Source organism: Acidimicrobiia bacterium, assembly GCA_035651955.1.
Lineage (GTDB): Bacteria > Actinomycetota > Acidimicrobiia > IMCC26256 > JAMXLJ01 > JAMXLJ01.
This window is the reverse complement of sequence record DASRES010000069.1, coordinates 141,683-165,643: the sequence shown is the minus strand read 5'-3', so window position 1 is coordinate 165,643 and position 23,961 is coordinate 141,683. Positions and strand designations below refer to the sequence as shown.

30 protein-coding genes are annotated in these 23,961 nt (G+C 71.2%); 11 read left to right on the top strand and 19 right to left on the bottom strand.

The genetic code is table 11. The features are described 5' to 3' along the window. The first annotated feature begins 3 nt into the window (after positions 1–3). Positions 4–444 (top strand): L,D-transpeptidase, encoded by a 441-nt coding sequence (locus tag VFC33_15155; protein HZR14576.1) that lies wholly within the window; start codon positions 4–6, stop codon positions 442–444. Positions 445–456: 12 nt separating this feature from the next. On the opposite strand, the gene VFC33_15150 is transcribed toward VFC33_15155, so the two are convergent. From VFC33_15150 to VFC33_15085, 14 genes are all read right to left on the bottom strand, one after another. After that, a complete protein-coding gene (locus VFC33_15150; protein ID HZR14575.1) occupies positions 457–1,449 on the bottom strand; it encodes an acyl-CoA dehydrogenase family protein in 993 nt (330 codons plus the stop codon). Positions 1,450–1,453: 4 nt separating this feature from the next. Then, on the bottom strand, positions 1,454–2,611 hold the full coding sequence (locus tag VFC33_15145; GenBank protein HZR14574.1) for an acyl-CoA dehydrogenase family protein: 1,158 nt from the start codon (positions 2,609–2,611) through the stop codon (positions 1,454–1,456). A gap of 58 nt (positions 2,612–2,669) precedes the next feature. Beyond that, positions 2,670–3,155, bottom strand: a complete 486-nt coding sequence (locus VFC33_15140) for a hypothetical protein (GenBank protein ID HZR14573.1) — start codon at positions 3,153–3,155, stop codon at positions 2,670–2,672. After that, positions 3,156–4,307 carry an acetyl-CoA C-acetyltransferase gene (locus VFC33_15135; protein HZR14572.1) on the bottom strand — a complete coding sequence of 384 codons (1,152 nt, stop codon included), beginning with the start codon at positions 4,305–4,307 and terminating at the stop codon, positions 3,156–3,158. Between the two features lie 25 nt (positions 4,308–4,332). Next, positions 4,333–5,115, bottom strand: a complete 783-nt coding sequence (locus VFC33_15130; protein HZR14571.1) for a carbon-nitrogen family hydrolase — start codon at positions 5,113–5,115, stop codon at positions 4,333–4,335. 6 nt (positions 5,116–5,121) lie between these two features. Then, positions 5,122–5,469 (bottom strand): nuclear transport factor 2 family protein, encoded by a 348-nt coding sequence (locus tag VFC33_15125; GenBank protein ID HZR14570.1) that lies wholly within the window; start codon positions 5,467–5,469, stop codon positions 5,122–5,124. Then, on the bottom strand, positions 5,456–5,866 hold the full coding sequence (locus VFC33_15120; GenBank protein HZR14569.1) for a nuclear transport factor 2 family protein: 411 nt from the start codon (positions 5,864–5,866) through the stop codon (positions 5,456–5,458). Before VFC33_15120 ends, VFC33_15125 begins: the two co-directional genes overlap by 14 nt. Beyond that, positions 5,866–7,029: a serine hydrolase domain-containing protein gene (locus VFC33_15115; protein HZR14568.1), complete on the bottom strand. Its 1,164-nt coding sequence runs from the start codon at positions 7,027–7,029 to the stop codon at positions 5,866–5,868. The genes VFC33_15120 and VFC33_15115 overlap by 1 nt, the downstream gene beginning before the upstream one ends. Positions 7,030–7,035: 6 nt before the next feature. Then, positions 7,036–8,097 (bottom strand): nitronate monooxygenase, encoded by a 1,062-nt coding sequence (locus tag VFC33_15110; GenBank protein ID HZR14567.1) that lies wholly within the window; start codon positions 8,095–8,097, stop codon positions 7,036–7,038. 67 nt (positions 8,098–8,164) lie between these two features. Next, the gene (locus VFC33_15105; protein HZR14566.1) at positions 8,165–8,944 is read right to left on the bottom strand and encodes a CoA-transferase; all 780 of its coding nucleotides are present in this window, start codon (positions 8,942–8,944) and stop codon (positions 8,165–8,167) included. After that, positions 8,941–9,792 (bottom strand): CoA-transferase, encoded by an 852-nt coding sequence (locus VFC33_15100; GenBank protein HZR14565.1) that lies wholly within the window; start codon positions 9,790–9,792, stop codon positions 8,941–8,943. Before VFC33_15100 ends, VFC33_15105 begins: the two co-directional genes overlap by 4 nt. Before the next feature lie 2 nt (positions 9,793–9,794). Continuing rightward, positions 9,795–10,997, bottom strand: coding sequence for a lipid-transfer protein (locus tag VFC33_15095; protein ID HZR14564.1), 1,203 nt, complete (start codon positions 10,995–10,997; stop codon positions 9,795–9,797). Then, a complete protein-coding gene (locus VFC33_15090; GenBank protein ID HZR14563.1) occupies positions 10,994–11,428 on the bottom strand; it encodes an OB-fold domain-containing protein in 435 nt (144 codons plus the stop codon). The genes VFC33_15095 and VFC33_15090 overlap by 4 nt, the downstream gene beginning before the upstream one ends. Next, positions 11,425–12,195, bottom strand: coding sequence for an enoyl-CoA hydratase family protein (locus VFC33_15085; protein ID HZR14562.1), 771 nt, complete (start codon positions 12,193–12,195; stop codon positions 11,425–11,427). The genes VFC33_15090 and VFC33_15085 overlap by 4 nt, the downstream gene beginning before the upstream one ends. Positions 12,196–12,255: 60 nt before the next feature. Between VFC33_15085 and VFC33_15080 the strand changes: the two genes are divergently transcribed. After that, positions 12,256–13,038, top strand: a complete 783-nt coding sequence (locus tag VFC33_15080; protein ID HZR14561.1) for an SDR family oxidoreductase — start codon at positions 12,256–12,258, stop codon at positions 13,036–13,038. 72 nt (positions 13,039–13,110) lie between these two features. Here VFC33_15080 and VFC33_15075 read toward each other — a convergent pair whose 3' ends face one another. Genes VFC33_15075 through VFC33_15065 form a run of 3 tightly spaced genes read right to left on the bottom strand, consistent with a single transcriptional unit; the run spans position 13,111 to position 16,007 of the window. Next, positions 13,111–13,896, bottom strand: a complete 786-nt coding sequence (locus VFC33_15075; GenBank protein ID HZR14560.1) for an SDR family oxidoreductase — start codon at positions 13,894–13,896, stop codon at positions 13,111–13,113. Then, a complete protein-coding gene (locus VFC33_15070) occupies positions 13,893–15,092 on the bottom strand; it encodes an acyl-CoA dehydrogenase family protein (protein HZR14559.1) in 1,200 nt (399 codons plus the stop codon). The genes VFC33_15075 and VFC33_15070 overlap by 4 nt, the downstream gene beginning before the upstream one ends. 9 nt (positions 15,093–15,101) lie before the next feature. Further along, positions 15,102–16,007, bottom strand: a complete 906-nt coding sequence (locus VFC33_15065; GenBank protein HZR14558.1) for an SDR family oxidoreductase — start codon at positions 16,005–16,007, stop codon at positions 15,102–15,104. A gap of 170 nt (positions 16,008–16,177) precedes the next feature. On the opposite strand from VFC33_15065, the gene VFC33_15060 reads away from it, so the two are divergent. The 4 genes from VFC33_15060 to VFC33_15045 are packed head-to-tail and all read left to right on the top strand — an operon-like array spanning position 16,178 to position 18,208. Next, positions 16,178–17,092: a D-2-hydroxyacid dehydrogenase family protein gene (locus VFC33_15060; GenBank protein ID HZR14557.1), complete on the top strand. Its 915-nt coding sequence runs from the start codon at positions 16,178–16,180 to the stop codon at positions 17,090–17,092. Continuing rightward, positions 17,089–17,703 carry a hypothetical protein gene (locus VFC33_15055; protein HZR14556.1) on the top strand — a complete coding sequence of 205 codons (615 nt, stop codon included), beginning with the start codon at positions 17,089–17,091 and terminating at the stop codon, positions 17,701–17,703. The genes VFC33_15060 and VFC33_15055 overlap by 4 nt, the downstream gene beginning before the upstream one ends. A 25-nt stretch (positions 17,704–17,728) precedes the next feature. Next, a complete protein-coding gene (locus VFC33_15050; protein HZR14555.1) occupies positions 17,729–17,914 on the top strand; it encodes a hypothetical protein in 186 nt (61 codons plus the stop codon). A 21-nt stretch (positions 17,915–17,935) separates the two neighbouring features. Beyond that, positions 17,936–18,208 (top strand): hypothetical protein, encoded by a 273-nt coding sequence (locus tag VFC33_15045; protein HZR14554.1) that lies wholly within the window; start codon positions 17,936–17,938, stop codon positions 18,206–18,208. A gap of 16 nt (positions 18,209–18,224) precedes the next feature. Here the strand turns inward: VFC33_15045 and VFC33_15040 are convergent, their stop codons facing one another. Continuing rightward, on the bottom strand, positions 18,225–19,064 hold the full coding sequence (locus VFC33_15040; protein ID HZR14553.1) for an LLM class F420-dependent oxidoreductase: 840 nt from the start codon (positions 19,062–19,064) through the stop codon (positions 18,225–18,227). 72 nt (positions 19,065–19,136) lie between these two features. On the opposite strand from VFC33_15040, the gene VFC33_15035 reads away from it, so the two are divergent. Beyond that, entirely contained in the window at positions 19,137–20,075 is a 939-nt protein-coding gene (locus tag VFC33_15035; protein HZR14552.1) for an alcohol dehydrogenase catalytic domain-containing protein, read from the top strand. Positions 20,076–20,088: 13 nt separating this feature from the next. Beyond that, positions 20,089–20,763 (top strand): nitroreductase family protein, encoded by a 675-nt coding sequence (locus VFC33_15030; GenBank protein HZR14551.1) that lies wholly within the window; start codon positions 20,089–20,091, stop codon positions 20,761–20,763. A 76-nt stretch (positions 20,764–20,839) separates the two neighbouring features. Here the strand turns inward: VFC33_15030 and VFC33_15025 are convergent, their stop codons facing one another. After that, entirely contained in the window at positions 20,840–21,601 is a 762-nt protein-coding gene (locus tag VFC33_15025) for a glucose 1-dehydrogenase (protein HZR14550.1), read from the bottom strand. Positions 21,602–21,637: 36 nt separating this feature from the next. Between VFC33_15025 and VFC33_15020 the strand changes: the two genes are divergently transcribed. The 3 genes from VFC33_15020 (at position 21,638) to VFC33_15010 (ending at position 23,930) form a co-directional block, all read left to right on the top strand. Continuing rightward, complete coding sequence (locus VFC33_15020) at positions 21,638–22,246, top strand: EthD domain-containing protein (protein ID HZR14549.1); 609 nt, start codon at positions 21,638–21,640, stop codon at positions 22,244–22,246. 22 nt (positions 22,247–22,268) lie between these two features. Further along, positions 22,269–22,919 (top strand): PaaI family thioesterase, encoded by a 651-nt coding sequence (locus tag VFC33_15015; GenBank protein ID HZR14548.1) that lies wholly within the window; start codon positions 22,269–22,271, stop codon positions 22,917–22,919. Between the two features lie 87 nt (positions 22,920–23,006). Beyond that, positions 23,007–23,930 (top strand): DUF559 domain-containing protein, encoded by a 924-nt coding sequence (locus VFC33_15010; protein HZR14547.1) that lies wholly within the window; start codon positions 23,007–23,009, stop codon positions 23,928–23,930. Positions 23,931–23,961 lie beyond the last annotated feature (31 nt).

Here is a 23,961-nt window from a genome sequence, read left to right as displayed (position 1 = left end):
GGCATGCGGCAGGAGAAGGTGGTGCGGCGCGTCGCGGTCGCGCTGGTCGCGGCCCTCGCGCTGCTCGTGCTCGGCGCGTGTGGACCGAACCCGTCGGCGGCCAACGGCAACGGCGACCTCATCGACGTCAACGTGTCGACCCAGACGATGACGGTGTGGCGCAACGGCAGGCTCGTCGTCGGGACGCACGTGTCGACGGGCAAGCCGAGCACGCCGACCGTGCTCGGTCGCTTCACCGTCTACTCGAAGCAGTCGGGGTGGGTGCACACGGACAACGGGAGCGTCTACTCACCGCTGTGGTTCCACGGGAACTACGGGGTGCACGGGTTCGGCTCCGTCCCGAGCTACCCGGCCAGTCACGGATGCGTGCGCGTCCCGGTCGGCACGATGGACGCGGTGTACGCGAACGCGTACGTCGGCATGCCCGTCTGGGTGCACACCTGACGCGGCTCGGGCTCAGGAGCGTGCACCGAGCACCGCGTCCGCGACCATCGCCCGGTGTGCAGCGGCGTCACCCCACGCGACGCTCAACGACCACGCCCGCTTCATCCACAGCTGGAGGTCGTGCTCGGCCGTGTAGCCGATCGCGCCGTGCACCTGGAGCGCGACGCGCGACGCGAGGCGAGCGGCGTCCGACGCGTACGCCTTCGCCATCGACGCGTGGACCGACCGGTCCCGGTCGCCGTGGTGCAACGAGTACGCGGCGCGGTAGACGACCGGCCGGGCGTACTCGAGCTTCAGCGCGGCGTTCGCGCAGTGGTGCTTGACGGCCTGGAACGAGCCGATCGGCACGCCGAACTGGTGCCGCTCCTTGGCGTACTCGACCGCGAAGTCGAGCAGCCGCGCGGCGACCCCGCACAGCTGCGCGGCCGCGGCGCTCGCACCACGATCGCGGACCGCCGCAAGCGCGTCCGCGCCCCCGATCTCCGTGACGGCGTCGGTGTCCCACTCGACGTCGGCCAGGCGGCGCAGCCCGTCGACCGACTCGACGTCGACAGCACGGAGGGAACGAGCGTCGACGAGGCCCAAGCGGTCACCGTCGCGGACGAGCAGCGCGTCGGCGTCGGCGCCGAATGCGACATCGTGCCCGCCGTCGAGCGCCACCGCGATGACCGCGTCGCCCGCCGCCGCCCGTTCGACGAGCGAGCCACCCTGCAGCACCGGGAGCGCGACGGAGGTCGTCTCGACGACCGGTCCCGGCATCGCGGCACGGCCGGTCTCCTCCAGGATCAGCACGAGGTCGAGCGGCCCGAGCCCGAGGCCGCCGGACGACTCGGCCGCGGTGAGGCCGACGACGCCCATCTCCGCGAGCTTGGACCACAGCGCGCGCCATCCGTCGTCGCGTGCCGTCGCCTGCGACCGCACGAAGGACGGCGGGCACTCGGCGGTGAGGAAGTCGCGCACGGTGTCGCGGAACGCGAGCTGGTCCTCGGTGAACGCGAAGCGCATCGCGCTACTTCCGCGGGAGGCCGAGGACGCGCTCGGCGATGACGTTGCGCTGGATCTCGTTCGTGCCCGCGTAGATCGGCCCGGCGAGGGAGAACAGGAACCCCTTCATCCACGCGGTGTCCGCGCGCTCGCCGTCGCGCTCCAGGAGTCGCAGCGCGGTCTCGTGCAGGTCGATGTCCATCTCCGACCAGAAGACCTTGTTGAGGCTCGACTCGGGACCGATCGCACCGCCGTCGGCGAGCCGCGTGACGGTCTGCAGCGTGTTGAGCCGGTACGCCTCGGCGTCCATCCACGCCCCGATCACCGCGTCGCGCAGCGTCGCGTCACCGTGGTCGCCGAGCTCCCGGTACAGCGAGACCAGGCGGCGAGCCTCGGCGCTGAACCGCCCGGGACTGCGCAGGCTCAGCCCGCGCTCCGAGCCCGTCGTCGCCATCGCGACGTTCCAGCCCTTGTGCACCTCCCCCAGCACGTCGTCGTCGGGGACGAAGACGTCGTCGAGGAACACCTCCGCGAACGCGGCGTCACCGTCGAGCACGTCGACGGGCCGGACGGTGACGCCCGGTGCGTCGAGCGGTACGAGGAAGTACGTGAGCCCGCGGTGGCGTTCCGCTTCGGGATCGCTGCGGAACAGTCCGAACAGGTGCGTGCAGAAGGCGCCGCGCGACGTCCAGGTCTTCTGACCGCTCAACCGCCACCCGTGTGCCGCCTCGTCGCGCACCGCACGGCTGGCGATGCCCGCGAGGTCGCTCCCCGCGTTCGGCTCCGACCATCCCTGAGCCCACACGTCCTCGACGGCCGCCATGCGCGGCAGGATCCGGTCGCGCTGCTCCTTCGTGCCGAACTCGAACACCGTCGGCGCGAGCAGGAAGATGCCGTTCTGCGCGACGCGTTGCGGCAGACCGGCCCGGTAGTACTCCTCCTCGAAGATCAGCCACTCGAAGAGGGTTGCGTCGCGTCCGCCGTACTCGCGCGGCCACGACACGACGGCCCAGCCGCCGTCGAACAGTCGCCGCTCCCAGTCGCGGTTGACCACGAACCCCTCGGCGGTGTTGCCCGAGGGCAACGGAGCGTGCGGCTTGTTGACCTCGAGCCAGGCGCGCGCCTCGGCGCGGAAGGCGGCCTCGGCGTCCGTGTCGTCCAGGTCGAACGGCGTCCCCGACATGACCCGCCGACCCTATCTGATCGACCGTCAGAGACCCCGAGACGCGCGCGCGGCGACGTCACGTCGCGGCGAGGCGGACCGGGACGCGGTGCGCGCCGCCGCCGTCGTGCCAGCGCAGGACGCAGTCGAGCGGCCCGTCGAGGTGCCCGTCGACCGCGAACCCGAATCGCGCGCCGGCAAGGAGGCTGCGCACCGGGAGCGGCTCCCATGCGAGCGGGTCCCCGTTCGCGTGCTCGACCATGACGTCGTGCGCGATCGCCGGGCCTTCGTTCACGAGCGCGACCTCGTGCGTCCCCGAAGCGGTACGCGCGAGCTCGACACGGACACGCGCGCGTTCACGCTCCGCGCCGCTCTCGCTGCGGCGTCCTTCCTCGAGATCGAGCAGCCGGTCGTTCAGGCGAGCGAGATGCGTGCCGAGCTGGGCCTGCTGGCGTGCGACGGCCTCGACCCGGGCCGCGAGCCGTCGGCGTGACCGTACGGCCACGGACGCGGTGACGAGCGCGACGACGGCGACCGCGAGGCCGGCCACACCGATGACGAGCATTCAGAGGCGCTCGATGATCGTGACGTTCGCCATGCCACCGCCCTCGCACATCGTCTGCAGGCCGTAACGCCCGCCGGTGCGCTCGAGCTCGTTGAGGAGCGTCGTCATCAGGCGTGCGCCGGTCGCGCCCAACGGGTGACCGAGCGCGATTGCGCCACCGTTGACGTTGACCTTGGCGAGGTCGAACCCCGTCTCCTTCTGCCACGCGAGCACGACGGACGCGAACGCCTCGTTGATCTCGACGAGGTCGATGTCGTCGGGCGTCAGCCCGGTCCTGTCGAGCGCGTAGCGCGTGGCCGGGATCGGGCCGGTGAGCATGATGACGGGGTCGTCGCCACGCACGCTGATGTGGTGGACGCGCGCCCGGGGCGTCAAGCCGTGCGTCTTCACCGCCCGCTCCGACGCGACGAGCATGGCGACGCCGGCGTCGGAGATCTGGCTCGACACCGCCGCGGTCAGGCGGCCGCCGTCGACGAGCGTCGGGAGCTTGGCCATCTTCTCCAATGACGTGTCGCGCCGCGGTCCCTCGTCGGCCGCGACACCCTCGAGCGGGACGATCTCACGGTCGAAGCGACCCTCGTCGATCGCGCGGATCGCGCGTTGGTGACTCTCCAGCGCGAAGCGCTCCATGTCCTCGCGTGAGATGTCCCACCGCTCCGCGATCATCTCCGCGCCGCGGAACTGCGAGATCTCCTGGTCGCCGTAGCGCTTCAGCCAGCCCTTCGACGTGGTGAACGGATCCGGGAACCCGTACTGCTGGCCGGCCAGCATCGCGGCGGTGATCGGGATCGCGCTCATGTTCTGCACGCCGCCCGCGACGACGAGATCGTTCGTCCCGCTCATGACGGCCTGCGCGGCGAAGTGCACGGCCTGCTGCGACGATCCGCACTGCCGGTCGATCGTCGTGCCAGGCACGGCTTCCGGCATCCCGGCCGTGAGCCAGCACGTACGCGCGATGCAGCCGGCCTGGGGGCCGATCGAGTCGACGTTGCCGAAGATGACGTCCTCGACCGCGGCCGGATCGATGCCCGTGCGGTCGACCAGCGCGGTGATCGGGTGCGCACCGAGGTCGGCCGGATGGACCTGCGACAGCCCGCCGCCGCGCCGCCCGACCGGCGTGCGGACCGCGTCGACGATGTAGGCCTCGGCCATGACGGAACCTCCGAGCTGGGGGATCTCAGCTTACGGGACGGTCTTCGCCGGTCCGGCGGTCGGCGAGGAACGGGAACCGCTCGCGTGTCGCGCGGACGATCTCGGGATCGACGTCCGCGAGGACGAGCGTCTCACCGCCGGCCGCGAACGCCAGCACCTCGCCGAGCGGGTCGATCACACACGAGTCACCCGCGTAGGTGAGCCGCCCGCCGGTCCCGACCCGGTTCACGCCGAGGACGTACGCCTGGTTCTCGATCGCGCGTGCACGCAGCAGCACCTGCCAGTGCAGCCGGCGGCTCTCGGGCCAGTTCGCGACCACGACGTAGAGATCGGTGCGCGCCGCGAGGTCCCACAGCTCGTCGGCGAACCGGAGGTCGTAGCAGACGAACGGGCTGAGCGCGACGCCCTCGACCGCGACCGTGACGCGCGCGGAGCCCGCCGAGTAGTGCTCGTGCTCCCCCGAGTACGTGAACGGGTGGATCTTGTCGTAGCGGAGCACCACGCCGTCCGGGCCCGCGAGCACGAACGTGTTGTACGGGCGGTCGACGCCCGGTACACATTCGGCGATCGAACCGCACACGTAGACGTCGTTCACGCGCGCCTGCTCGCGGAGGAACCGAGAGCTCGGCCCGTCGCGCGGCTCCGCGATGCGCGACGCGTCCATCGAGAAGCCCGTCGCGAACATCTCCGTCAGCGCGACCAGTCGCGCGCCGGCCGATGCGGCCGCGGCGATCATCGGCGCGAGCCGTCCGTAGTTCGCGTCGCGGTCCTCCCACACGATGTCGTGCTGGATCGCCGCGACGCGCACGACGCGTCAGCCCTTGACGTACGAGAGCTTCTCGGAGATGCGCCCGTCACGCGCGCGCATCACGTCCACACCGCGAACGTGGCCGTCGCCCCAGTCGTATCGCCAGGTCTGCACGATGCGGTCGCCCGCCACGAAGCAGTCCTCGGTGTCGAAGCGCGCGCGCACGTCGTCGAAGATCGCCTTCCACGCGCTCCTCACCGCATCACGTCCTTCGTGACGGACGCCGTCCGGTGACGGGCCGGTGCTCTCGAACACGCAGTCGTCGGTGACCAGTGCAAGGGCGGCGTCGAGATCGTGGTCGTTCCACGCCTTCCCGAACGCCTCGGTGAGCTGCAGCAGATCACGTTCCGACATGGGGAACCTCCACCGGCTCGCGAACCTCGCGGGGATCCCAGTATTCACGCCACCGCGCGATCCGGCCATCGCCGTCGATGCGGGCGATGCTCATGCCGTGCCACTCGAAGCGGGCGCCGTCGTCGCGACGGCGGACGGAGATCGTCCACTCGGCGAGGACGGCGTCGCCGGCGACGGCGAGCTCGTGGAACGTGAACGCCTCGGGTACCGCCCATGCGAACGACCGGCGGACGATCTCGGCGTACGGCTCGATTCCGCGCACGGGCTCGGCCCGGCCCGGCATCGTGATCTCGAGGTCCGGCGCGAAGAGGTCCAGGTACGCGTCGACGTCCTGCGCGAGCCACGCGTCACGGCGCCGGTCGAACAGCTGCCGCGCGCGCTCGAGCGTCAGGTCCATCAGGCGAGCGCGTCGTAGACGGCGGCGACGAGCGTCTCCGTGCGTCGGTCACCGGTCAGACCGAGCTGCATCTGGTTCATGACGTACGCGAACGCGAGCTCGTTGTCGGGATCCGCGAACGCGAGCGATCCTCCCGCGCCCGGATGCCCGAACGCGCCGGGACCAGCCGCGGGCGACAGCATCGGCGGGAGCGAGAACCCCAGCCCGAACCGGGTCGGGATGCCGAGGATCACGTCCTCGCCGTCCGACTCCACCCGCGACGCGCGCGCGACCGTGTCGCCGTCGAGGATCCGGACGCCGCCGACGTCACCGATGCACGCCGCGTACAGCTTGGCGAGCGCGGGTGCGGTCGCGACGCCGTTCGACGACGGCATCTCGGCCGCGTGCAACGCGCGTGTGTTCCACATGTCGTCGTAGCGGAACAGATTCGACGGGCCGCCCATCGCACCGGCCCGCAGCGGATCGTCCTTCATGAACGCCTCGAACAGCTCGCGCGCGTGCTCGTCCTGGAGCTCCAGCGGCGGCAGGAGACGCGCGATGCGCGCCTCGACGGTCTCCGGAAGACCGATCCAGAGATCGAGGTGCAGCGGCGCCGCGAGCTCGCGCGCGACGAACGCGCCGATCGACATGCCCGTCACGCGCCGGACGACCTCGCCCAGCAGCCAACCGTACGAACGCACGTGGTAGCCGTGTGCCGTCCCCGGCTCCCAGACGGGTTCTTGCGCGGCGATCGCGTCGACGACCGGGTCCCACGCGAGCACGTCGTCGAGCGTCAGATCCGCGGTGACGTGCGCGAGCCCGGCGCGGTGCGACAGCAGCCACCGCAGCGGGATCCCACCCTTCCCGTTGGCCGCGAACTCCGGCCAGTACGTCGCGACGGACGCGTCGAGGTCGAGGACGCCCCGCTGCACGAGCAGGTTGACCGCGATCGCGGTGACACCCTTCGTCGTCGAGAACACGACGCACGGCGTGTCGTGCTCCCACGGTCGTCCGTCGGTGGTGTCCGCGACCCCGCCGCAGACGTCGACGACGGGCCGGCCCCCCACCCAGACGCAGCACGCGGCGCCGACGTCGCCGTGTCGCTCGAAGTTCCGCGCGAACGCGGTGCGGACCGCGTCGAACCGGGGATCGACGGTGCCGTGGACGTCGACCGGCGGAGCCATGCGCGCTCAGGACGCGCCGAGACGCTTCAGCGTCGACTCGGCCTCGTCGACGATGCGCTGCACGAGCTGCGCGACCGTCGGCAGGTCGTCGATGACACCGACGACCTGACCGCTCGACATCACGCCGAGATCGGGCCGCCCGTCGACCATCGCGGCCTTCAGGAGCATCGGCGTGTTGGCCGCCATGACGACCTGGCTCCAGGAGAGCTCCTGGGCGCGCTTCATCGCGAGCCCTTCCTGCACGATGTCGCGCCACGGCGTGCCGGACAGCTTCTTGAACTCGAGCGCGTTCCGGATCGCGCGGGGCAGGCTCGTCACCGGTCCGGTGTGCTCGAGTCGCTCGACGAGCTCGCTGCGGAGGACCCGGTGCGGGACACCATCGACCTGCGTCGTGACCACCGTGTCCGTGACCGCCTTGCCGAGGTAGATCTGCTTCACGTCGTCGGGGACGGTGCTGTCGCGCGTCAGCAGGAAGCGCGTCCCCATCGCGATGCCGCTCGCGCCGTAGGCGAGTGCGGCGACGAGACCGCGCCCGTCGAAGAACCCGCCCGCCGCGATGACGGGGATGTCGACCGTGTCGACGACCTGCGGCAGGAGCAACGTCGTCGGAACGGGACCGGTGTGACCGCCGCCCTCACCACCCTGGACGACGACCGCGTCGACGCCCCACTGCGCGACCTTCTCGGCGTGACGCTTCGCGCCGATCGACGGGACGACGACGACACCGGCGTCCTTGAGGCGCGCGATGAGGTCCTGCTTCGGCGCGAGCGCGAACGACGCGACCTTCACCTGCTCGCGGATCAGGAGGTCGATGCGCTCCCGCGCGTCGGGCGCGTCCGCCCGCAGGTTGACGCCGAACGGCTTCGAGGTGCGCTGCTTCGTCTCGGTGATGGCGTCGCGCAGCTGTGCGAAGTCCATCGTCCCCGACGCGAGGATGCCGAGGCCGCCTGCGTTCGACGTCGCCGCCGCCAGGCGCGGCCCCGCGACCCAGCCCATGCCCGTCTGCACGATCGGGTGCTCGATCCCGAACAGCTCGCAGATGCGGGTGCGCAGCGTCGGGTGCGTCATGGCACCAGCGTTCGTGCGTCGTTCGTCGTCGTAGAGCGACGTTCAGCGACGCATGAACGTCTCGGGGTCACGCCTTCACCTCGGTGTCGCGGAGGTTGTCGGGGTCGAGGACGTCGCGGATGAGGTGGAGCTCCTCGTCGGTCGGGAGACGCGTCTCGGGGACGTCGTCGGGGATCACCAGCTCGAACCCCGTGCTCTGGACGAGGTCGTCGACGGGCACGCCCGGGTGCACCGACCGCAACCGCATCGAGTGATCGGGCGTCTCGAAGTCGAACACGCCCTTGTTCGACACGACGCGGCGGATCTCGTGGAACTCGCTCGCGGTCGGTCCCGCCGCGGCGGCCCGGTCGTAGCCGACGCCCGACACGCAGTCGACGCTCTCGACGAACACGCGCGTCGTGTGGTTCGGGACCCAGTAGCTCGTCGGGTGGTTCACCGTGTTCCCGGGCGCGCCACGCACACCGAGGAGCTGCGCCTTCGGCTTCTGCCACGGGCCGATGCACGCGATGTTCTGGTTGCCGTAGCGGTCGACCTGCGTCGCGCCCATCATCACGTGCCGCTTCCCGGACCAGACGACGTCGAACACGTTGCGGAACGGCATCCACCCCTCGACGTGCTTCGGCGCGTCGGCGGCGGTGGGGCCGACGGGCAGGGGCTCCGCGAGGAGCAGCGCGTCGCCGTCCGTGTAGACCAGGTCGGGCTCGAACGTCGACGCAGCGAGCCGTACCGCGATCATCGGCACGGTGCCGATCGGGCTCGCGAGGATCTCGCCGTCACCCCGCCAGACGTCGGCACACGCGACCACGCACACCTCGGCGATCGTCGGCGCAGTCGACCCGCCGCTCACTCCGCGACTCCGATCACACGGCGGTAGTCGGCTTCGGGGATGTCGACGTACTTCGCCCGGAAGGCGGCCCACGCGTCGGGATCCTTCGCGGTGGCGGCGTACTCGCGCTGCACGGCTTCGTCGCGCTCGTAGTCCGGGATGCAGTGCGTGAAGTGCGCGCCGTACGGCGCCTCGATCACGCCGTCGGTCATCATGCGGTTGATCTTCAACGTCTGCTCCGACCCCTCCTTCAGGAAGTCGTCGGTGTCGACGACGCGCTCGCAGCTCATGAACCGGCGCTTCGCCGCCATGCAGAACAGATCGTCGAAGTACCAGTCGGGCCCGAGGTACTGACCGTTCCCTCGCGCGTCGGCACGGTTGGCGTGGATGATCGCGACGTCGAGCGACAGAGCCGGCATCGCCACGTACACGTCGCCGTCCTCGTAGGGCGACTCGACGGTCCTCAGCTCGGGGTTGACCTCCATGATCGCGGACCCGATGCCGGCGCGGCAGGGGAGGAACGACACGCGCATCGCAGCGGCGCGCAGCCCCCACTGCAACATGCCCTCGTCGAGCTCCATAGCGGCGATGGTCCCTTCCTCACGGGCACGACGGAAGTGCGGCTCCAGCGGGATCGAGTCGAGCGACACGAACCCGTAGACGACCTTGCGCGCCTGGCCCGTCGTGCACAGCATCCCGACGTCGGGACCGCCGTACGAGACGATCGTCAGGTCGCGTAGGTCCGAGCGCAGGATCTCGCGCACGATCGACATGGGCTTGCGGCGCGACCCCCAACCGCCGATGCCGATCGTCATCCCGTCGCGCAGCTCGCCGACGACGTCGGCCTCGGTCATCCGCTTGTCGGTCATGCTCAACGCGTCGCGATGATGCAGCTGCCGTGGCCGAAGAGGCCTTGGTTGATCGCGAGGCCGACGCGGGCGCCGTCCACCTGACGCTCGCCCGCCGTCCCGCGCAGCTGCCACGTCAGCTCGCACAGCTGCGCGATCGCCTGCGCGGGGATCGCCTCGCCGAAGCATGCGAGCCCGCCGCTCGGGTTGACGGGAATGCGGCCACCGAGCTCGGTGTCGCCGCTGCGGAGCAGCTTCTCGGCCTCGCCCGTCTCGCAGAGCCCGATGTTCTCGTACCAGTCGAGCTCGAGAGCGGTCGACAGGTCGTACACCTCGGCGAAGCTCAGGTCCTCGGGGCCGACGCCCGCCTGCTCGTACGCGCTCACCGCGATCGAGTCGCGGTACGACCGCTCGGGCGGCGCGACCGCCGCCGCGGAGTCCGTGCCGATGTCGGGCATGTCGAGATACGTGTTCGGGTACCGCGGCGTGATCGTCGAGATCCCGGAGACGCGAACGGGCGCGTCGAGACCGCGCGCCCGGGCGTACTCGGTGCTCGCGAGCACGACCGCCGCGGCGCCGTCGCTGGTCGCGCAGATGTCGACGAGGCGCAAGGGATCGGCGACGACGGGCGACTTCGCGATGTCCTCGGCGGTGAACTCCTTGCGGTACCTCGCGTTCGGGTTGTGGAGCCCGTGGCGGCTGTTCTTGATCTTCACACGCGCGAAGTCGTCGAGCGTCGCGCCGTGCACGTCCATGCGGCGGCGCGCGTACAACCCGAAGTACGTCGGGTTCGTCGCGCCGAGGACGCGGAACCGGAGCCAATCGGGGTCCTGCCAGCGCTCGCCCGGCGCGGGACCGAAGAAGCCCTGGGGTGCGGTGTCGGCACCCACGACGAGCGCGACGTCGCAGAACCCGGCCAGGATCTGCGCACGCGCCGCCTGCAATGCCATCGCGCCCGACGCGCACGCTCCGTACGCGCTCGAGACAGGAACACCGGTCCAGCCGAGCGCCTGCGCAAAGGTCGAACCCGCGACGTAGCCCGGGTAGCCGTTGCGCATCGTGTCGGCGCCGGCGAGGAACTGCACGTCGTCGAGGGCGACCTGCGCGTCGGCGAGCGCGGCACGCGCCGCGACGACGCCGTACTCGACGAAGCGACGTCCCCACTTGCCCCACGGGTGCATGCCCGCACCGAGGACGACGACCTCACGCTCGCTGCTCGCACTCACGTCACCGGCCTCCACTTCCAGACCGTGTGCGTCGCGTCGTCGGTGTCGTAGAACGGCTCGACGACGACCTCGACCTGGTCGCCCACGTGCAGCTCGCTCGGCCGCGCACCACGCGCGAGGTGGCCGAGGACGATCATCCGCTCCTCGGGCAGCTCGACCGCGACGACCGTGTACGGCTCGAACGGCTCACGGGCGGGATACGGCGGCGGCGGCGCGTACTCGTTCGTCGTGAACGACCACACCTTCCCGCGCCGGCTGAGTGGCACGTCGTCGAGGTCGCTGCTCCCGCAGCGCGGGTTGCGGCATGCGAACGTCTCCTTCGGAAAGAAGTACGAGCCGCACGCGCGGCAGCGCGTCCCGATCAGGTGCGGGCCCAGCGCGTCCTCCCCGAACCAGCCCTCGACCTCGGGAACCTGCGGCTTCGGGCTCACGTCCGGTCCCGTCCGACGTCGGCGTCGCGCTTGTCGACGAACGCCTGGCGCAGCTCGTCGGAGTCTCCCCACAGGTTGAGCTCGAACGTGAAGCCCTGCTCGAAGCGGTAGCTGCGCTTGACGTCGACGGGGTCGATCGCGTTGAGCGACTCCTTGGCGCGCCGGATGACGAGCGGGCTCTTCTTCGCGATCACGCCGGCGACCTCCCTCGCCGCGTCCATCAGCTGTTCGCGCGGCACGACCCGCTCGACCGTGCCGAACGCGAGGAGCTCCTGCGCGGTGACCATCGACCCGGTGAAGAACAGCGCGCGCATCTTGTGCTGGGGGACGAGCCGGCTGAGATGCGTCGCCGCGCCGAGCGCGCCCCGGTCCACCTCGGGCAGCCCGAACGTCGCGTCGTCGGACGCGACGACGATGTCCGCGTTGCCCGCGATGCCGATGCCGCCGCCGAGGCAGAAGCCGTGCACCGCCGCGATCACCGGGACCTCGCAGTCGTACACGGCGGCGAACGTCTCCCAGCAGCCGCGGTTCACACCGATGAGCGACTCGTGCGTCGGGTCGGCGGCCAGCTCCTTGATGTCGACGCCGGCCTGGAAGCCCTTGATGGACGGGTCCGCGGCGACGATCAGCGCGTGGACCGACGGGTCGTGACCGAGCGTGCGGATGGTGTCGGCGAGCTCGAACCATCCCGCGACCGGCAGCGCGTTGACCGGTGGGTTGGCGATCACGACCTCGCCGACGTGGTCGCGCACCTCCGAGCGGATCATCGTCGTGAGGCTATCCGACGCACCGTCAGATCCGCCGGGCCGGTGCTAGAACGACGCGCCATGCCGACCGCGCGTCCCGATCCGCTCGACTTCACCGGGAAGGTCGTGATCGTCACCGGCGGGTGTCGGGGCGTCGGTGCGGGGATCTCACGCCGGTTCCTGGAGGCGGGCGCGCACGTCGTCGTGTGCTGCAGGCACGAGCCCGAGCAGCTACCGGTGGGCGGCGGCCGTCCCGCGTCGTTCGTCGCGGCAGACGTGCGCGACCCCGATCAGGTCGACGGCGTGGTCGCCTTCACGATGGAGCAGCACGGTCGCATCGACGTGCTCGTCAACAACGCGGGCGGTGCGCCGCCCGCCGACTCGTCGACCGCGTCGCCGAAGTTCACGACGTCGATCATCACGCTGAACCTCATCGCGCCGCTCGTCTTCGCGCAGCGCGTCAACGCGGTGATGCAGGCGCAGGAGAGCGGCGGATGCATCGTCAACATCGGCAGCGTGAGCGGCATCCGCCCGTCGCCGAACAGCGCCGCGTACGGCGCTGCGAAGGCCGGGCTCGTCAACCTGACGCAAACGCTCGCGGTCGAGTGGGCCCCGAAGGTGCGCGTCAACTGCCTGACCGCGGGGCTCATCCGCACCGAGCAGGCCCACCTCTTCTACGGCGACGAGGAGGGCATCGCCGCGGTCGGCCGGACGATCCCGGTCGGCCGGATGGCGGACCCCGACGACATCGCCGACGTGTGCCTGTTCCTCGCGTCGCCGCTCGCCCGCTACGTCACCGGCGAGAACCTCGTCGTCCACGGCGGCGGCGAGAAGCCCGCCTACATGGACGCCAGCAACGCGTGACGACCCAGCATTCCGTGAACCGTCAGACACACATTGTGTGGCTGACGCTTCACAGAACGATCGGGTGCGCGGTCACGGGTGCTGGCTGCTGACGGAGACGATCTCGCCCGTCATGTACGACGAGTACTCGCTGGCGAGGAAGACGATCACGTTGCCGACCTCCCACGGCTCGGCCGAGCGCCCGAACATCTCTTGGCGCTCGAGCTCGCCGAGTGTCTCCTCGCTGATGACCTTCGACAGGAACGGGTGCATCGCCAGGCTCGGCGACACCGCGTTGACGCGCACGCCGTACGGTGCCGACTCCACGGCCGCGGTCCTCGTGAGCGCCATGACGCCGGCCTTGGCCGCCGCGTAGTGCGCCTGGCCGACCTGCGCCCGCCAGCCGAGCACCGACGCGTTGTTCACGATGACGCCCGAGCGCGCCGACTGCATGAGGCGCAGCGCGGCGCGCGTGCAACGGAACGTGCCGTTGAGCGTCACGTCGAGCACCGCGCTCCACTGCTCGTCGGTCATGTCGACGATGTTCTCGGTGCCTCCGAGCCCCGCGTTGTTGACGAGGACATCGATGCGCCCGTGCGCGGCGACTGTCGCCGCGAACATCGCCTGGACGGAGCTCTCGTCGGTCACGTCGCACGGCAGCGCGAGCGGGCGGATGCCCATGATGTGCCCGAGCTGCTCGGCCGCCTCCTCGAGCCGCCGCTCGTGCTTGTCGCTGACGACGACCGTCGCGCCCTCCTCGACGCAGCGCTTCGCGGTCGCGAAGCCGATGCCGGTCCCGGCCGCCGCGGTGATCAGCACGACCTTCCCGTCGAGGAGGTGGTGACCTTCGGGGTACGGCGGGACACTCGGGACTGTCACGTCTTCACCACCTTCGGTTCGGGCGGTAGGCCGAGCGCGCGCTCGCCGATCTGGTTGCGCTGGATCTGGTTCGACCCGCCGTAGATCGTGTCGGCGCGCGTCCACAGGAACAGCCGTTGCGCGTCGCTGATCGGGTAGCGCTCGCCGGTCACGCCCGCCGCGCCCGCGACCATCCCGTCGGCACCGAGGACGTCGACCGCGAGCTCACCGAGACGGCGGTGCACGCTCGCCCAGTACAGCTTCGTGATCATCCCCTCGCGGCTGAGCGCGTTGTCCTCCATGCGCGCGAGCGTGCGGAGCGCGTTCAGCCGCATGATCTCGAGCTCGCTCCACGAGCGTGCCAGCGCCTGCCGGACGACGGGATCGCGCGCGCGCCCGTTCGCCCGCGCGCTCGCGATGATGCGGTCGAGCTCGCTCTTGAAGTTGAGCTGCTGTCCCAGCGTCGACACGCCGCGCTCGAACGCGAGCGTTCCCATCGCGACGCGCCAGCCACCGTTCACCTCGCCGACGACGTTCTCCGCGGCGGTACGCGCGCCGTCGAAGAAGACCTCGTTGAACTCGGACGTCCCGGTGATCTGGACGATGGGCCGGATCTCGATCCCGGGCTGGCGCATCGGCACGAGCAGGTACGACAGGCCGCGATGACGCGGCAGCTCGCGATCGGTCCGGCAGACGACGAAGCACCAGTCGGCCCACTGCGCGAGCGAGGTCCACACCTTCTGCCCGGACACGACCCACTCGTCGCCGTCGCGCTCGGCCCGCGTCTGCACGTTCGCGAGATCGGAACCGGCGTTCGGCTCGGAGTACCCCTGGCACCACAGCTCGGTCGCGTTCACGATCCCGGGCAGGAACCGACGCTGCTGCTCGGCCGTCCCGAACGCGATGAGCGTCGGACCGAGCAGCCCCTCACCGACGATGCCGACGCGCGCCGGGGCACGCGAGCGCGCGTACTCCTCGTGGTAGATGACCTGCTGCGCCAGGCTCAGCCCGCGACCACCGTGCTCCTTCGGGAAGCCGACGCAGTTCCACCCGTTCGCGGCGAGATGGCGCTCCCACGCGAGGCGGCCCTCGAAGCGCTCGTGCTCGGCGCCGGGACCGCCCGCGCCGCGCAGCTCGGCGAACTCGCCGACGAGGTTGGCCTCCAACCAGTTGCGGATCTCGGCGCGGAACGCCTCGTCGTCCAGCGTGCCCGCCATGACGGAACGTCAGGCGTTGGGCTTCTCGCCCGACGCCGCCGCCTGCCGCATCGCCTCGAGCCGGTCGATCATCGCCATGCGCTCCTGACCGACCGTCGAGTCGAGGCGTGCCGCGATCTCCTCGGGGGTCCAGCGGCCGTCCTTGTACATGGCGCGCAGCTCACGGGGCTGGTTCCACACCGCGATCTTCCCGCCGACCGCCGTGTACACCTGGCCGGTGATGTGCCGAGCGGAGTCGGACAGGAGGTACGCGACGATGGGCGCGACGTCCTCGGGCTCGCCGTTCTCCGCGAGCTCCATCGGCACGTTCGCGGACATGCGCGTGCGCGCGATCGGCGCGATGCAGTTGGCCGTGACGTTGTAGCGGTACATGCCGACGGCCGCGCTGCGCACGAGCGACACGATGCCGCCCTTCGCCGCGCTGTAGTTCGCCTGCGCCACGCTGCCTGCGTACGCGCCGGACGTGAACCCGATGAGCGTGCCGGACTGCTGCTGCTTCATGCGCGCGGCCGCGGCGCGGAAGACCGTGAAGGTGCCCTTCAGGTGCGTCTCGACGACCGGGTCGAACTCGTCCTCGCTCATGTTGAAGAGCATCCGCTCGCGCAGGATGCCCGCGACGCAGACGACGCCGTCGATGCTGCCCCAGTTGTCGACGGCGGTCTGCACGATCCGCTCGCCGCCCTCCATCCGCGTGACGCTGTCGGCGACCGCGACCGCGCTGCCACCGGCGTCGGTGATCTCCTTGACGACGGCGTCGGCGACCTCGCTGGTCGGGTCCTCGCCGGCCATGCCGACGCCGTAGTCGGCGACGACGACGTTGGCGCCCTCCGCCGCGCACAGCAGCGCAACTGCGCGGCCGATGCCCCGTCCCGCGCCCGTGACCGCGATCGACTTGCCCTTCAGGAATTCGGCCACGCTGAAGCCCTCGCTCGCTCGTACGTCGTTGTGGGTGCCGGAGCCGCGGAAGTTAGCACCGCGCTTTCGCCGCTCCCGAGGCGGCGCCGGACGTGCCGACGGCTCGCGGCTACGTTCGGTCCGTGGCCCGGGTCGCGGTGCTCGACGACTACCAACGCGCGGCCGCCGTCATGGCCGACTGGTCGTCACTCCCGCGGGGAACGGACGTCGAGTTCTTCCACGACCACGTCGCCGACGTCGACGACCTTGCCGCGCGGCTCGCACCGTTCGACGTCGTCGTCGCGATGCGCGAGCGGACCGCGTTCGGTCGCGACCTGCTCGAGCGCCTGCCCGGTCTGCGGCTGCTCGTCACGACGGGACCGTTCAACGCGGCGATCGACGTCCGCGCGGCGGCCACGCGCGGCGTCCTGGTGTGCGGCACGGGCGGCACGATCGCGCCGACGGCCGAGCTCACCTGGGGCCTGATCCTCGCGGCCCTCCGCCACATCCCGACGGAGGACGCTGCTATCCGGGCGGGCGCGTGGCAACGGACCGTCGGGTCGAGCGTGCGCGGCAGGACGCTCGCGGTGCTCGGACTCGGCCGTCTGGGCGCGCTCGTCGCGCGCGTCGGCGACGCGTTCGGGATGGATGTCATCGCCTGGAGCCAGAACCTCACGGACGAGCGTTGCGCCCAGGTCCGTGGCGTCACGCGCGTCGACAAGGACGAGCTGTTCGCGCGCGCCGACGTGCTCTCGATCCATCTCGTGCTGAGCGACCGGACCCGTGGTCTGGTCGGCGCGCGCGAGCTCGCGATGATGCGACCGAGCGCGTTGCTCGTGAACACGTCGCGCGGCCCGATCGTGGACGAGCGTGCACTGATCGACGCGCTGCGCGACGGCACGATCGCGACCGCGGCGCTCGACGTGTTCGACGAGGAGCCGCTCCCGCCGGATCATCCGCTCCGCACGATGGTGAACGTCGTCCTGACCCCGCACCTCGGCTACGTCACCGACGACACGTACAGGATCTTCTACGGCGACGCGGTCGAGGACATCGCTGCGTTCCTCGCCGGGTCGCCGATCCGCGTCATCGAGGCCGCGCCGTGAAGACGGGAATCTGCCCGGTCTGCGGGACGGACCTCACCACGTGGGAGCGCTGCAGCGCGTGCCACACGGAGTCGACCGCGTTCCCGTGGCCGCGCGACATCCCACTCCACGCCGAGGAGCTCGAGTACGACCTCGCGAACCTGGACCCGATCCGGCGCGCCGCGCTGACCGACGCGCTCCGCGACGCGGGGATCGCGTACCGGTGGGAGGCGGGCCCGCTGCTCGTCGTCCCTGCCGCGGAGGAAGCGCGGGTCGACGACGCGCTGGAGGAGGCGGGTTCGATCGCCGACGACGACCTCGCGCTCGAACCGGCCGACGCCGAGGACGGGGACGGCGACGACGAGGCCGCGATGGAGGCGCTGTCGCGTCTGCACGACGTCGCGGACCGCCTCGCGCACCGACCCGACAACGAGAACGTCGCGCGCGACCTCGTCACTGCGGCGGAGGCCGTCCGTTCCTACGCTGCCCCCTGGGGTTTCGATGCCGGGACGTGGCAGCGGATCGTCGACTCCGCGGGTCGGCTCGAGACGCTGCTGGCCGAGGTCGCGCCCGTCGGCGACGTGCTCGACGCGGCCGAGCAGCTGCGTGACCTGGTCCGCGACCACGTCTGAGCGCGCGGCGCCGTACGCTCTCGGGATGGCGCGCATCGACATCCCGCACGGTGATGGTGGCGACGCCGCGATGGTGTGGTCGCTGCGGCCCGAGATGGGCAGCGCGATCGGCCAGCTCGTCGACGCTGCGTACAAGAAGAGCAGGCTCCCGGCGCGTGAGCGCGAAGCGGCCCGGATGCGCGTCGCGCAGCTCAACGACTGCCCGATCTGACTCAACTTCCGTGCTGCATCGTTGGTGCAGCAAGGCGTCGACGAGGCCCTGTACGACCACGTCGCCGAGTACCACGATCACGACGCGTACACCGAGCGGGAGAAGCTCGCGATCGAGTACGCCGAGCGGTTCGTGCTCGACCACCTCGCGATCGACGACGCCTTCTTCGCGCGGCTGCGATCCGCCTTCGCCGACGACGAGGTCCTCGACCTGACGATCTGCATCGCGACGTTCCTCGCGCTGGGCCGTCTGCTGCAGGTTCTCCAGATCGACGATCCGAGCCGGCGGGCCTGACGCTCCGAGGGACTCGTCAGCGCGTCACGAGCGCGGCGTGGTCGTCGAGCACGCGCAGCACCGTGTCCGCGCCGGCCGACGGGACGCGCAGGACGACCTCGTCGATCCCCAGCGACGCGTAGTACTCGAGCTTCCCGGGATCCGGGAGCACGCCGAACGGCACGACGCGCAACGTCGCCGGATCGCGCCCCGCGCGCTCGGCGGCGCGGTGGAGGTCGGGAAGCGCGGCGCGGATGCCGGAACCGCCGATGGGGATCCAGCCGTCGCCGTACTCGGCGACGTGCGCGAAGAGCTTGGCACCGGGCGCCCCACCGACGAGCACCGGTGGACCGGGCCGTTGGACGGGCTTCGGCCACGACCAGCTCGGCTCGAAGCGCACGAACTCGCCGTCGAACGACGCGACGTCGTCACGCCACAGGCGCTGCATCGCGAGCACGTGCTCGCGGACACGGGCGCGGCGACGCGACACGTCGATGCCGTGGTCCTCCATCTCCTCACGGTTCCAGCCGAACCCGACGCCGAGCACGAAGCGGCCGCCCGAGAGCCGGTCGAGCGTGGCGACCGCCTTCGCCGTCACGATCGGCTCGTGCTGCGCGATGACGGCGATGCCCGTGCCGAGGACCAGACGCGTCGTCACCGTCGCGGCGGCGGCGAGCGCGACGAACGGGTCGAGCGTCCGCTTGTACTCCTCGCGCAGCTCGGCGTCGCCCGTCGGCGGCGGTGTGCGCCGACTCGTCGGGATGTGGGTGTGCTCGGGGATGTACAGCGACGAGAAGCCCCGCTCCTCGCACGCGCGCGCGAGCTCGACGGGCCCCATCGACAGGTCGGTCATGAACATGGTGATCCCGTGGCGCACGACGGGCGACCGTAGTGCGACCCGCCGACGCGACGCGCCGCCCGCGTAAGCTCCGGCCGTAAGCTCCGGCGGATGCGGGCCGTCCGCAACACCGAGCACGGGATCACGGTCGTCGACGTCGACGAGCCGTCCGGAGGTGGCGTGCGCGTGCGCGTCGATGCCGCGGGCATCTGCGGCTCGGACCTCGCGCTCACGCGGCTCGGTCCGATGCCGGTCACGCTCGGGCACGAGAACGCGGGGACGTTGCCGGACGGCACCGCGGTCGCGGTCGATCCGAGCGCGCCGTGCGGTGCGTGCGACCAGTGCCACGCGGGACGCGGGCACCTCTGCCGGACGGGAAGCTCCAGAGCGCTCGGCGTGGCGCGTGACGGTGGCATGGCCGAGTGGCTCGAGGTGTCACCTCGTGGGGTCGTCGCGCTACCGGCTGGTGTGTCGACGGGCGACGCGTGCCTCGTCGAGCCGCTCGCGGTGGCCGTGCACGGCCTCCGGCTCGCGGACGTCGACGGTGGCACGCGCGTCGCGGTCGTCGGCGCGGGCAGCATCGGTCTCCTCGCTGCCGCGGCCGCGCGCGCGACGGGCTGCGAGGTCGGGCTCGTCGCGCGGCACGAACGGCAGCGGCAGGCCGGCGAGGCGCTGGATGCGACGCCGGCCGAGGGCGAGTACGACGTCGTGGTCGACGCGGCCGGGACCGAGAACGCGCTCGCGTCCGTCGCGCGCCTCTGCCGGCCGGGCGCGACCGTCGTCGAGCTGTGCACGCACTGGGGGCTCGTGCCCGTCCCCGGCATCCCGGCCCTGATGAAGGAGCTGCGGTTCGTGTGGTCGTACACGTACGGCGACCACGCCGGCGGCCGGGACGTCGAGGCCGCGGCCGCGCTGCTCGCGCGCGAGCCGTCGATCGCGCCGACGATCATCACCCACCGCTTCCCGCTCGAGGACGCGCGCGAGGCGTTCCGTGTCGCGGCGGACCGCGCGTCCGGGGCGATCAAGGTCGTGCTCGAACCGAACAGCTGAGGACGTGAATCACATGGAGCTGCACGAGGCGCTGTACACGACCCGCGCGATGCGTCGTGTGAAGCCGGATCCGATCCCGCTCGACGTCCAGGCGCGCATCCTCGACGCGGCGATCCGCGCGCCGAGCGGCGGCAACACCCAGGACTGGCGGTTCCTCCTGGTCGACGACCCCGGCGTGAAGGCGAAGCTCGCGCCGCTGTACCACGACAGCATCGACCAGCTCTGGAAGACGATCTACGCGCAGCGGATCGCGGACGCGCGCGCGAACCCCGACGACCCCGAGTCGGCGCAGACCCTGCGCGTCGTGCGGTCGGCGCAACACCTCGCCGACCACTTCGCGGAGACGCCCTTGTTCCTGTTCGGGTTCGTGCGCCTCGATCCGACCGGTGGCTCGATCTTCCCCGCGATCTGGAGCGCGCAGCTCGCGGCGCGCGCGGAGGGGATCGGCACGTCGCTCACGTCGATCCTCGGCGTGTTCCACCGGGACGAGACGCTGGAGATCCTCGGCGTACCGGCCGACGAGGGCTGGGTGATGGCGTGCTGCGTGTCGTTCGGGTACCCGACCGGCCGGTGGGGTGTCGCGCCGCGACGCCCGGTTCACGAGGTGTCGTTCCGGAACCGGTGGGGCACCGACGTCGGCTTCGAGGTGCGCGAGCCGTTGTGGCCGGCTGAGCGAGCGAGCCGGTAGGCGAGCGGGAGCGTGGCCCAGCGGCCCGGCGCCGAAGGCACCAAGAGCGGCGACAACGCGGACTGAGCGCGCTCGCTCACCCGCGCCGGCCGGGCGCGCCCGCGGTCGAGCCACCGTCGAGCACGAACTCCGAGCCCGTCGAGAAGCTCGACTCGTCCGACGCGAGGAACAGCGCCATCGCGGCGACCTCGTCGACGGTGCCGATGCGGCCGAGCGGCAGGTAGCTGTACGCGGTGCTCGGGTCGCGGTCGCCGAACACGCCCGTCCGGACCATCGCGGTGTCGACGCCGCCGGGGTGGATCGAGTTGACCCGGATGCCGTAGCGACCGAGCTCGACGGCGGCCACCTTCGTCATCCCGCGCACCGCGAACTTCGACGCCGTGTACGCGACGAGGCCGGCGTTCCCGACGAGTCCCGCGACGGACGCGGTGTTCACGATCGACCCGCCGCCCGAAGCTCGCATGGCGGGGACCGCAGCGCGCATGCCGAGGAAGCACCCGACCTGGTTGACCCGGATGACGTCGAGGTACTCGTCGAGTGGATGGTCCTCGATGACGTGATGGCGCAGGATCCCGGCGTTGTTCACGAGGACGTCGAGCGAACCGAACGCCCGCGTCGTCGCGTCGACGACCGTCGTCCACTCCGTCTCGTCCCCGACGTCGAGGTGCTCGTAGCGGGCGTCGTCGCCGATGTCACGCGCGACACGCGCGCCGTCGTCGTCGAGGACGTCTGCGAGGACGACACGCGCTCCTTCGCGCGCGAACAGTCGCGCCTCGGCCTCGCCCTGCCCGCGTGCCGCGCCCGTGATCAACGCGACCTTGCCGTCGAGCCGTCCCATCGTCACCCTTTCCGTCGAGCACGTAACGTGCCCATCATGCGCAAGATCGTCGCGGCCCTGCAGGCGCCTCCCGACGACACCACGTGGGCGTCGGCTCCCGGCGTACACCGCGCGTCGCTCCACACGCCGTATCCCGACGCGCCCGCCGAGCAGCCGGACGAAGTTGCCGCGATCGCGATGGTGTGGACGGAGGACTCGACGGACGCAGCCGGCGCGCTCCCGGTCGTCCGCGACGCGCTCGCGGCGTACGCGGTCGACGAGCGTGTGCAGTGGGACTACGAGCGCGACTGGCCCGACGGCACTTCGTCGCCCGGTGTGAAGCGGGTGTCGTTCGTGCGACGGGTGCCTGCGATCGACCACGACGAGTTCGCGCGGCATTGGAGCGAGCAGCACGCACCGCTGGCGCGCGTGCACCATCCGGGCATCTGGCGGTACGTGCAGAACGTCGTCGTCGAGCCGTTGACCGACCGGACGCCGGAGCTCGACGGCGTCGCGGAGCTGCACTTCCGCACCTACGCCGACCTGCAGCACCGGATGTACGACTCCGACGAGGGCAAGGAGATCATCCGAGCGGACGTGCGTCGCTTCCTCGACGCGCCCGCGGGCTGGCGCATGCTCGCCGTCGAGCGGATCGTGCGCAGTTGAGCGGCGTACGATCCGCCGGCACATGACGCTGCCGCCCGATCCCCGGTCCGTCTACATCACCGACGATCCGTCCGAGGACACGCCACGCGCGCGCAAGCACGCGCTCGTGCGCGAGACGAAGCGCGTCATCGACCACGTCGCGCTCCTCGACGTGCACAGCATCGACGACGGCGAGCTCGTCGCGCTGATCGAGCAGGCGCGCGCGCTGGCCGACCGGCTCGAGGCGCTGCCGCGCTTCCACGGTCTCGCCGACCTGCCCGCGCCCGACAGCGCGCTGCTGGAGCGCAGTGGCATCAGCGGCCGGTCGAACCCGCTTGCACCACCGCTGCAGATGTGGATGGACGAGCGGGGCGTGACGCACGGCGAGGCGTGGTACTCGATGGCGTACGAGGGACCGGTGCGGTGCCTGCACGGCGGGTTCGTCGCCGCGGCATTCGACGAGCTCCTCGGCTTCGCGCAGACGGCGTCCGGGATCGCCGGGTACACCGGGACGCTGACGATCCGTATGCGCCGCCCGACCCCGCTGCTCGAGACGATCCGTTACGAAGCCCGCGTCGAACGTGTGGAGGGCCGCAAGATCTTCTGCACGGCGGAGTCGTTCCACGACGACGTCCTGCTGTGCGAGGCCGAGATCGTCATGATCACCCCCGCCGACGGCTCCCGCCCGCGGTAGAACCCCAAAGATGCGGCACTCACGTACGCAATCCGTACGTGAGTGCCGCATGTCGTTGCTGTCGTACCCCGGTGGTGAGATCTCCGCATGCGGAGGGACGTGGACTCCGCGATCGCACGCCTCGCGGGTAGGCAGTACGGCGTGTTCTCGTACGGTCAGGTGCTCGAGTCCGCCGCCGGGCTCCGACTCTCGATCGGATCCGCCCAGGCGCTCGTTCGACGACGGTCCCGTGCCGGACGGTGGGAACGGGTCGCGCCCGCCGTGTACCGGCTGCCGGGATACCCGCGCTCCTGGGAGCAGGACCTGACGGTCGCGCTGCTCGATGCCGGCGACGACGCGGTCGTGTCTCACCGCGCGGCCGCGCTGTTGTGGGGATTGGACGGCGTACGGGGTCGACCCGTCGAGGTGACCGTCCCTCGTGCACGGCGGCGGTTCAGGAACGCGATCGTCCACGAGACGCGGCCCTACGCGGCGAACGAGGTGGACGTCCGGCGCGACATCCCGGTCACGTCGGTCGGGATGACGCTCGTGCAGCTCGGTGCGGTCGTCCCGGAGGCGATCGTGGAGCGCGCATACGAGTCGGCTCGGCGTGCCGGTCTGGTCGAGGACGACGACCTCATCAAGCTCCTCGAGTGCCGCCGAGCAGGAGTCGACGTGATCAAACGCGTCCTCGCGCGACGCGGCCCGAGGACGGTTCCGACGGAGAGCGCGCTCGAAGCTCGATTCGCGCAGCTCGTGCGAAAGGCGGGCGTTCCCGACCCAGTCAGGCAGTACCAAGGCGCCGGGTACCGGATCGACTTCGCCTGGCCCGCGCAACGGGTCGCCGTGGAGCTCGACGGTGTCGCATTCCACGACGGCCGCGCCGCGCAACTGCGTGATCGCGTCCGACAGAACCGCGTCGTGCTCGACGGCTGGCGCGTCCTGCGGTTCACCTGGCACGACGTCACGCGCCGCCCCGAGCACGTCACCGTGGCGCTCCGCCGGTCGCTCGGCATGGAGATGCGGCACTGACGTACGCAATCCGTACGTCAGTGCCGCATCT

Bases quoted from the DNA above. Each gene is read 5' to 3' on its own strand.
- VFC33_15155 (HZR14576.1), top strand. From the start codon at position 4: ATGCGGCAGGAGAAGGTGGTGCGGCGCGTCGCGGTCGCGCTGGTCGCG.
- VFC33_15150 (HZR14575.1), bottom strand. From the start codon at position 1,449: ATGCGCTTCGCGTTCACCGAGGACCAGCTCGCGTTCCGCGACACCGTG.
- VFC33_15145 (HZR14574.1), bottom strand. From the start codon at position 2,611: ATGTCGGGGACGCCGTTCGACCTGGACGACACGGACGCCGAGGCCGCC.
- VFC33_15140 (HZR14573.1), bottom strand. From the start codon at position 3,155: ATGCTCGTCATCGGTGTGGCCGGCCTCGCGGTCGCCGTCGTCGCGCTC.
- VFC33_15135 (HZR14572.1), bottom strand. From the start codon at position 4,307: ATGGCCGAGGCCTACATCGTCGACGCGGTCCGCACGCCGGTCGGGCGG.
- VFC33_15125 (HZR14570.1), bottom strand. From the start codon at position 5,469: ATGTCGGAACGTGATCTGCTGCAGCTCACCGAGGCGTTCGGGAAGGCG.
- VFC33_15120 (HZR14569.1), bottom strand. From the start codon at position 5,866: ATGGACCTGACGCTCGAGCGCGCGCGGCAGCTGTTCGACCGGCGCCGT.
- VFC33_15115 (HZR14568.1), bottom strand. From the start codon at position 7,029: ATGGCTCCGCCGGTCGACGTCCACGGCACCGTCGATCCCCGGTTCGAC.
- VFC33_15110 (HZR14567.1), bottom strand. From the start codon at position 8,097: ATGACGCACCCGACGCTGCGCACCCGCATCTGCGAGCTGTTCGGGATC.
- VFC33_15100 (HZR14565.1), bottom strand. From the start codon at position 9,792: ATGACCGACAAGCGGATGACCGAGGCCGACGTCGTCGGCGAGCTGCGC.
- VFC33_15085 (HZR14562.1), bottom strand. From the start codon at position 12,195: ATGATCCGCTCGGAGGTGCGCGACCACGTCGGCGAGGTCGTGATCGCC.
- VFC33_15080 (HZR14561.1), top strand. From the start codon at position 12,256: ATGCCGACCGCGCGTCCCGATCCGCTCGACTTCACCGGGAAGGTCGTG.
- VFC33_15070 (HZR14559.1), bottom strand. From the start codon at position 15,092: ATGGCGGGCACGCTGGACGACGAGGCGTTCCGCGCCGAGATCCGCAAC.
- VFC33_15060 (HZR14557.1), top strand. From the start codon at position 16,178: ATGGCCGACTGGTCGTCACTCCCGCGGGGAACGGACGTCGAGTTCTTC.
- VFC33_15050 (HZR14555.1), top strand. From the start codon at position 17,729: ATGGCGCGCATCGACATCCCGCACGGTGATGGTGGCGACGCCGCGATG.
- VFC33_15035 (HZR14552.1), top strand. From the start codon at position 19,137: ATGCGGGCCGTCCGCAACACCGAGCACGGGATCACGGTCGTCGACGTC.
- VFC33_15030 (HZR14551.1), top strand. From the start codon at position 20,089: ATGGAGCTGCACGAGGCGCTGTACACGACCCGCGCGATGCGTCGTGTG.
- VFC33_15025 (HZR14550.1), bottom strand. From the start codon at position 21,601: ATGGGACGGCTCGACGGCAAGGTCGCGTTGATCACGGGCGCGGCACGC.
- VFC33_15020 (HZR14549.1), top strand. From the start codon at position 21,638: ATGCGCAAGATCGTCGCGGCCCTGCAGGCGCCTCCCGACGACACCACG.
- VFC33_15015 (HZR14548.1), top strand. From the start codon at position 22,269: ATGACGCTGCCGCCCGATCCCCGGTCCGTCTACATCACCGACGATCCG.
- VFC33_15010 (HZR14547.1), top strand. From the start codon at position 23,007: ATGCGGAGGGACGTGGACTCCGCGATCGCACGCCTCGCGGGTAGGCAG.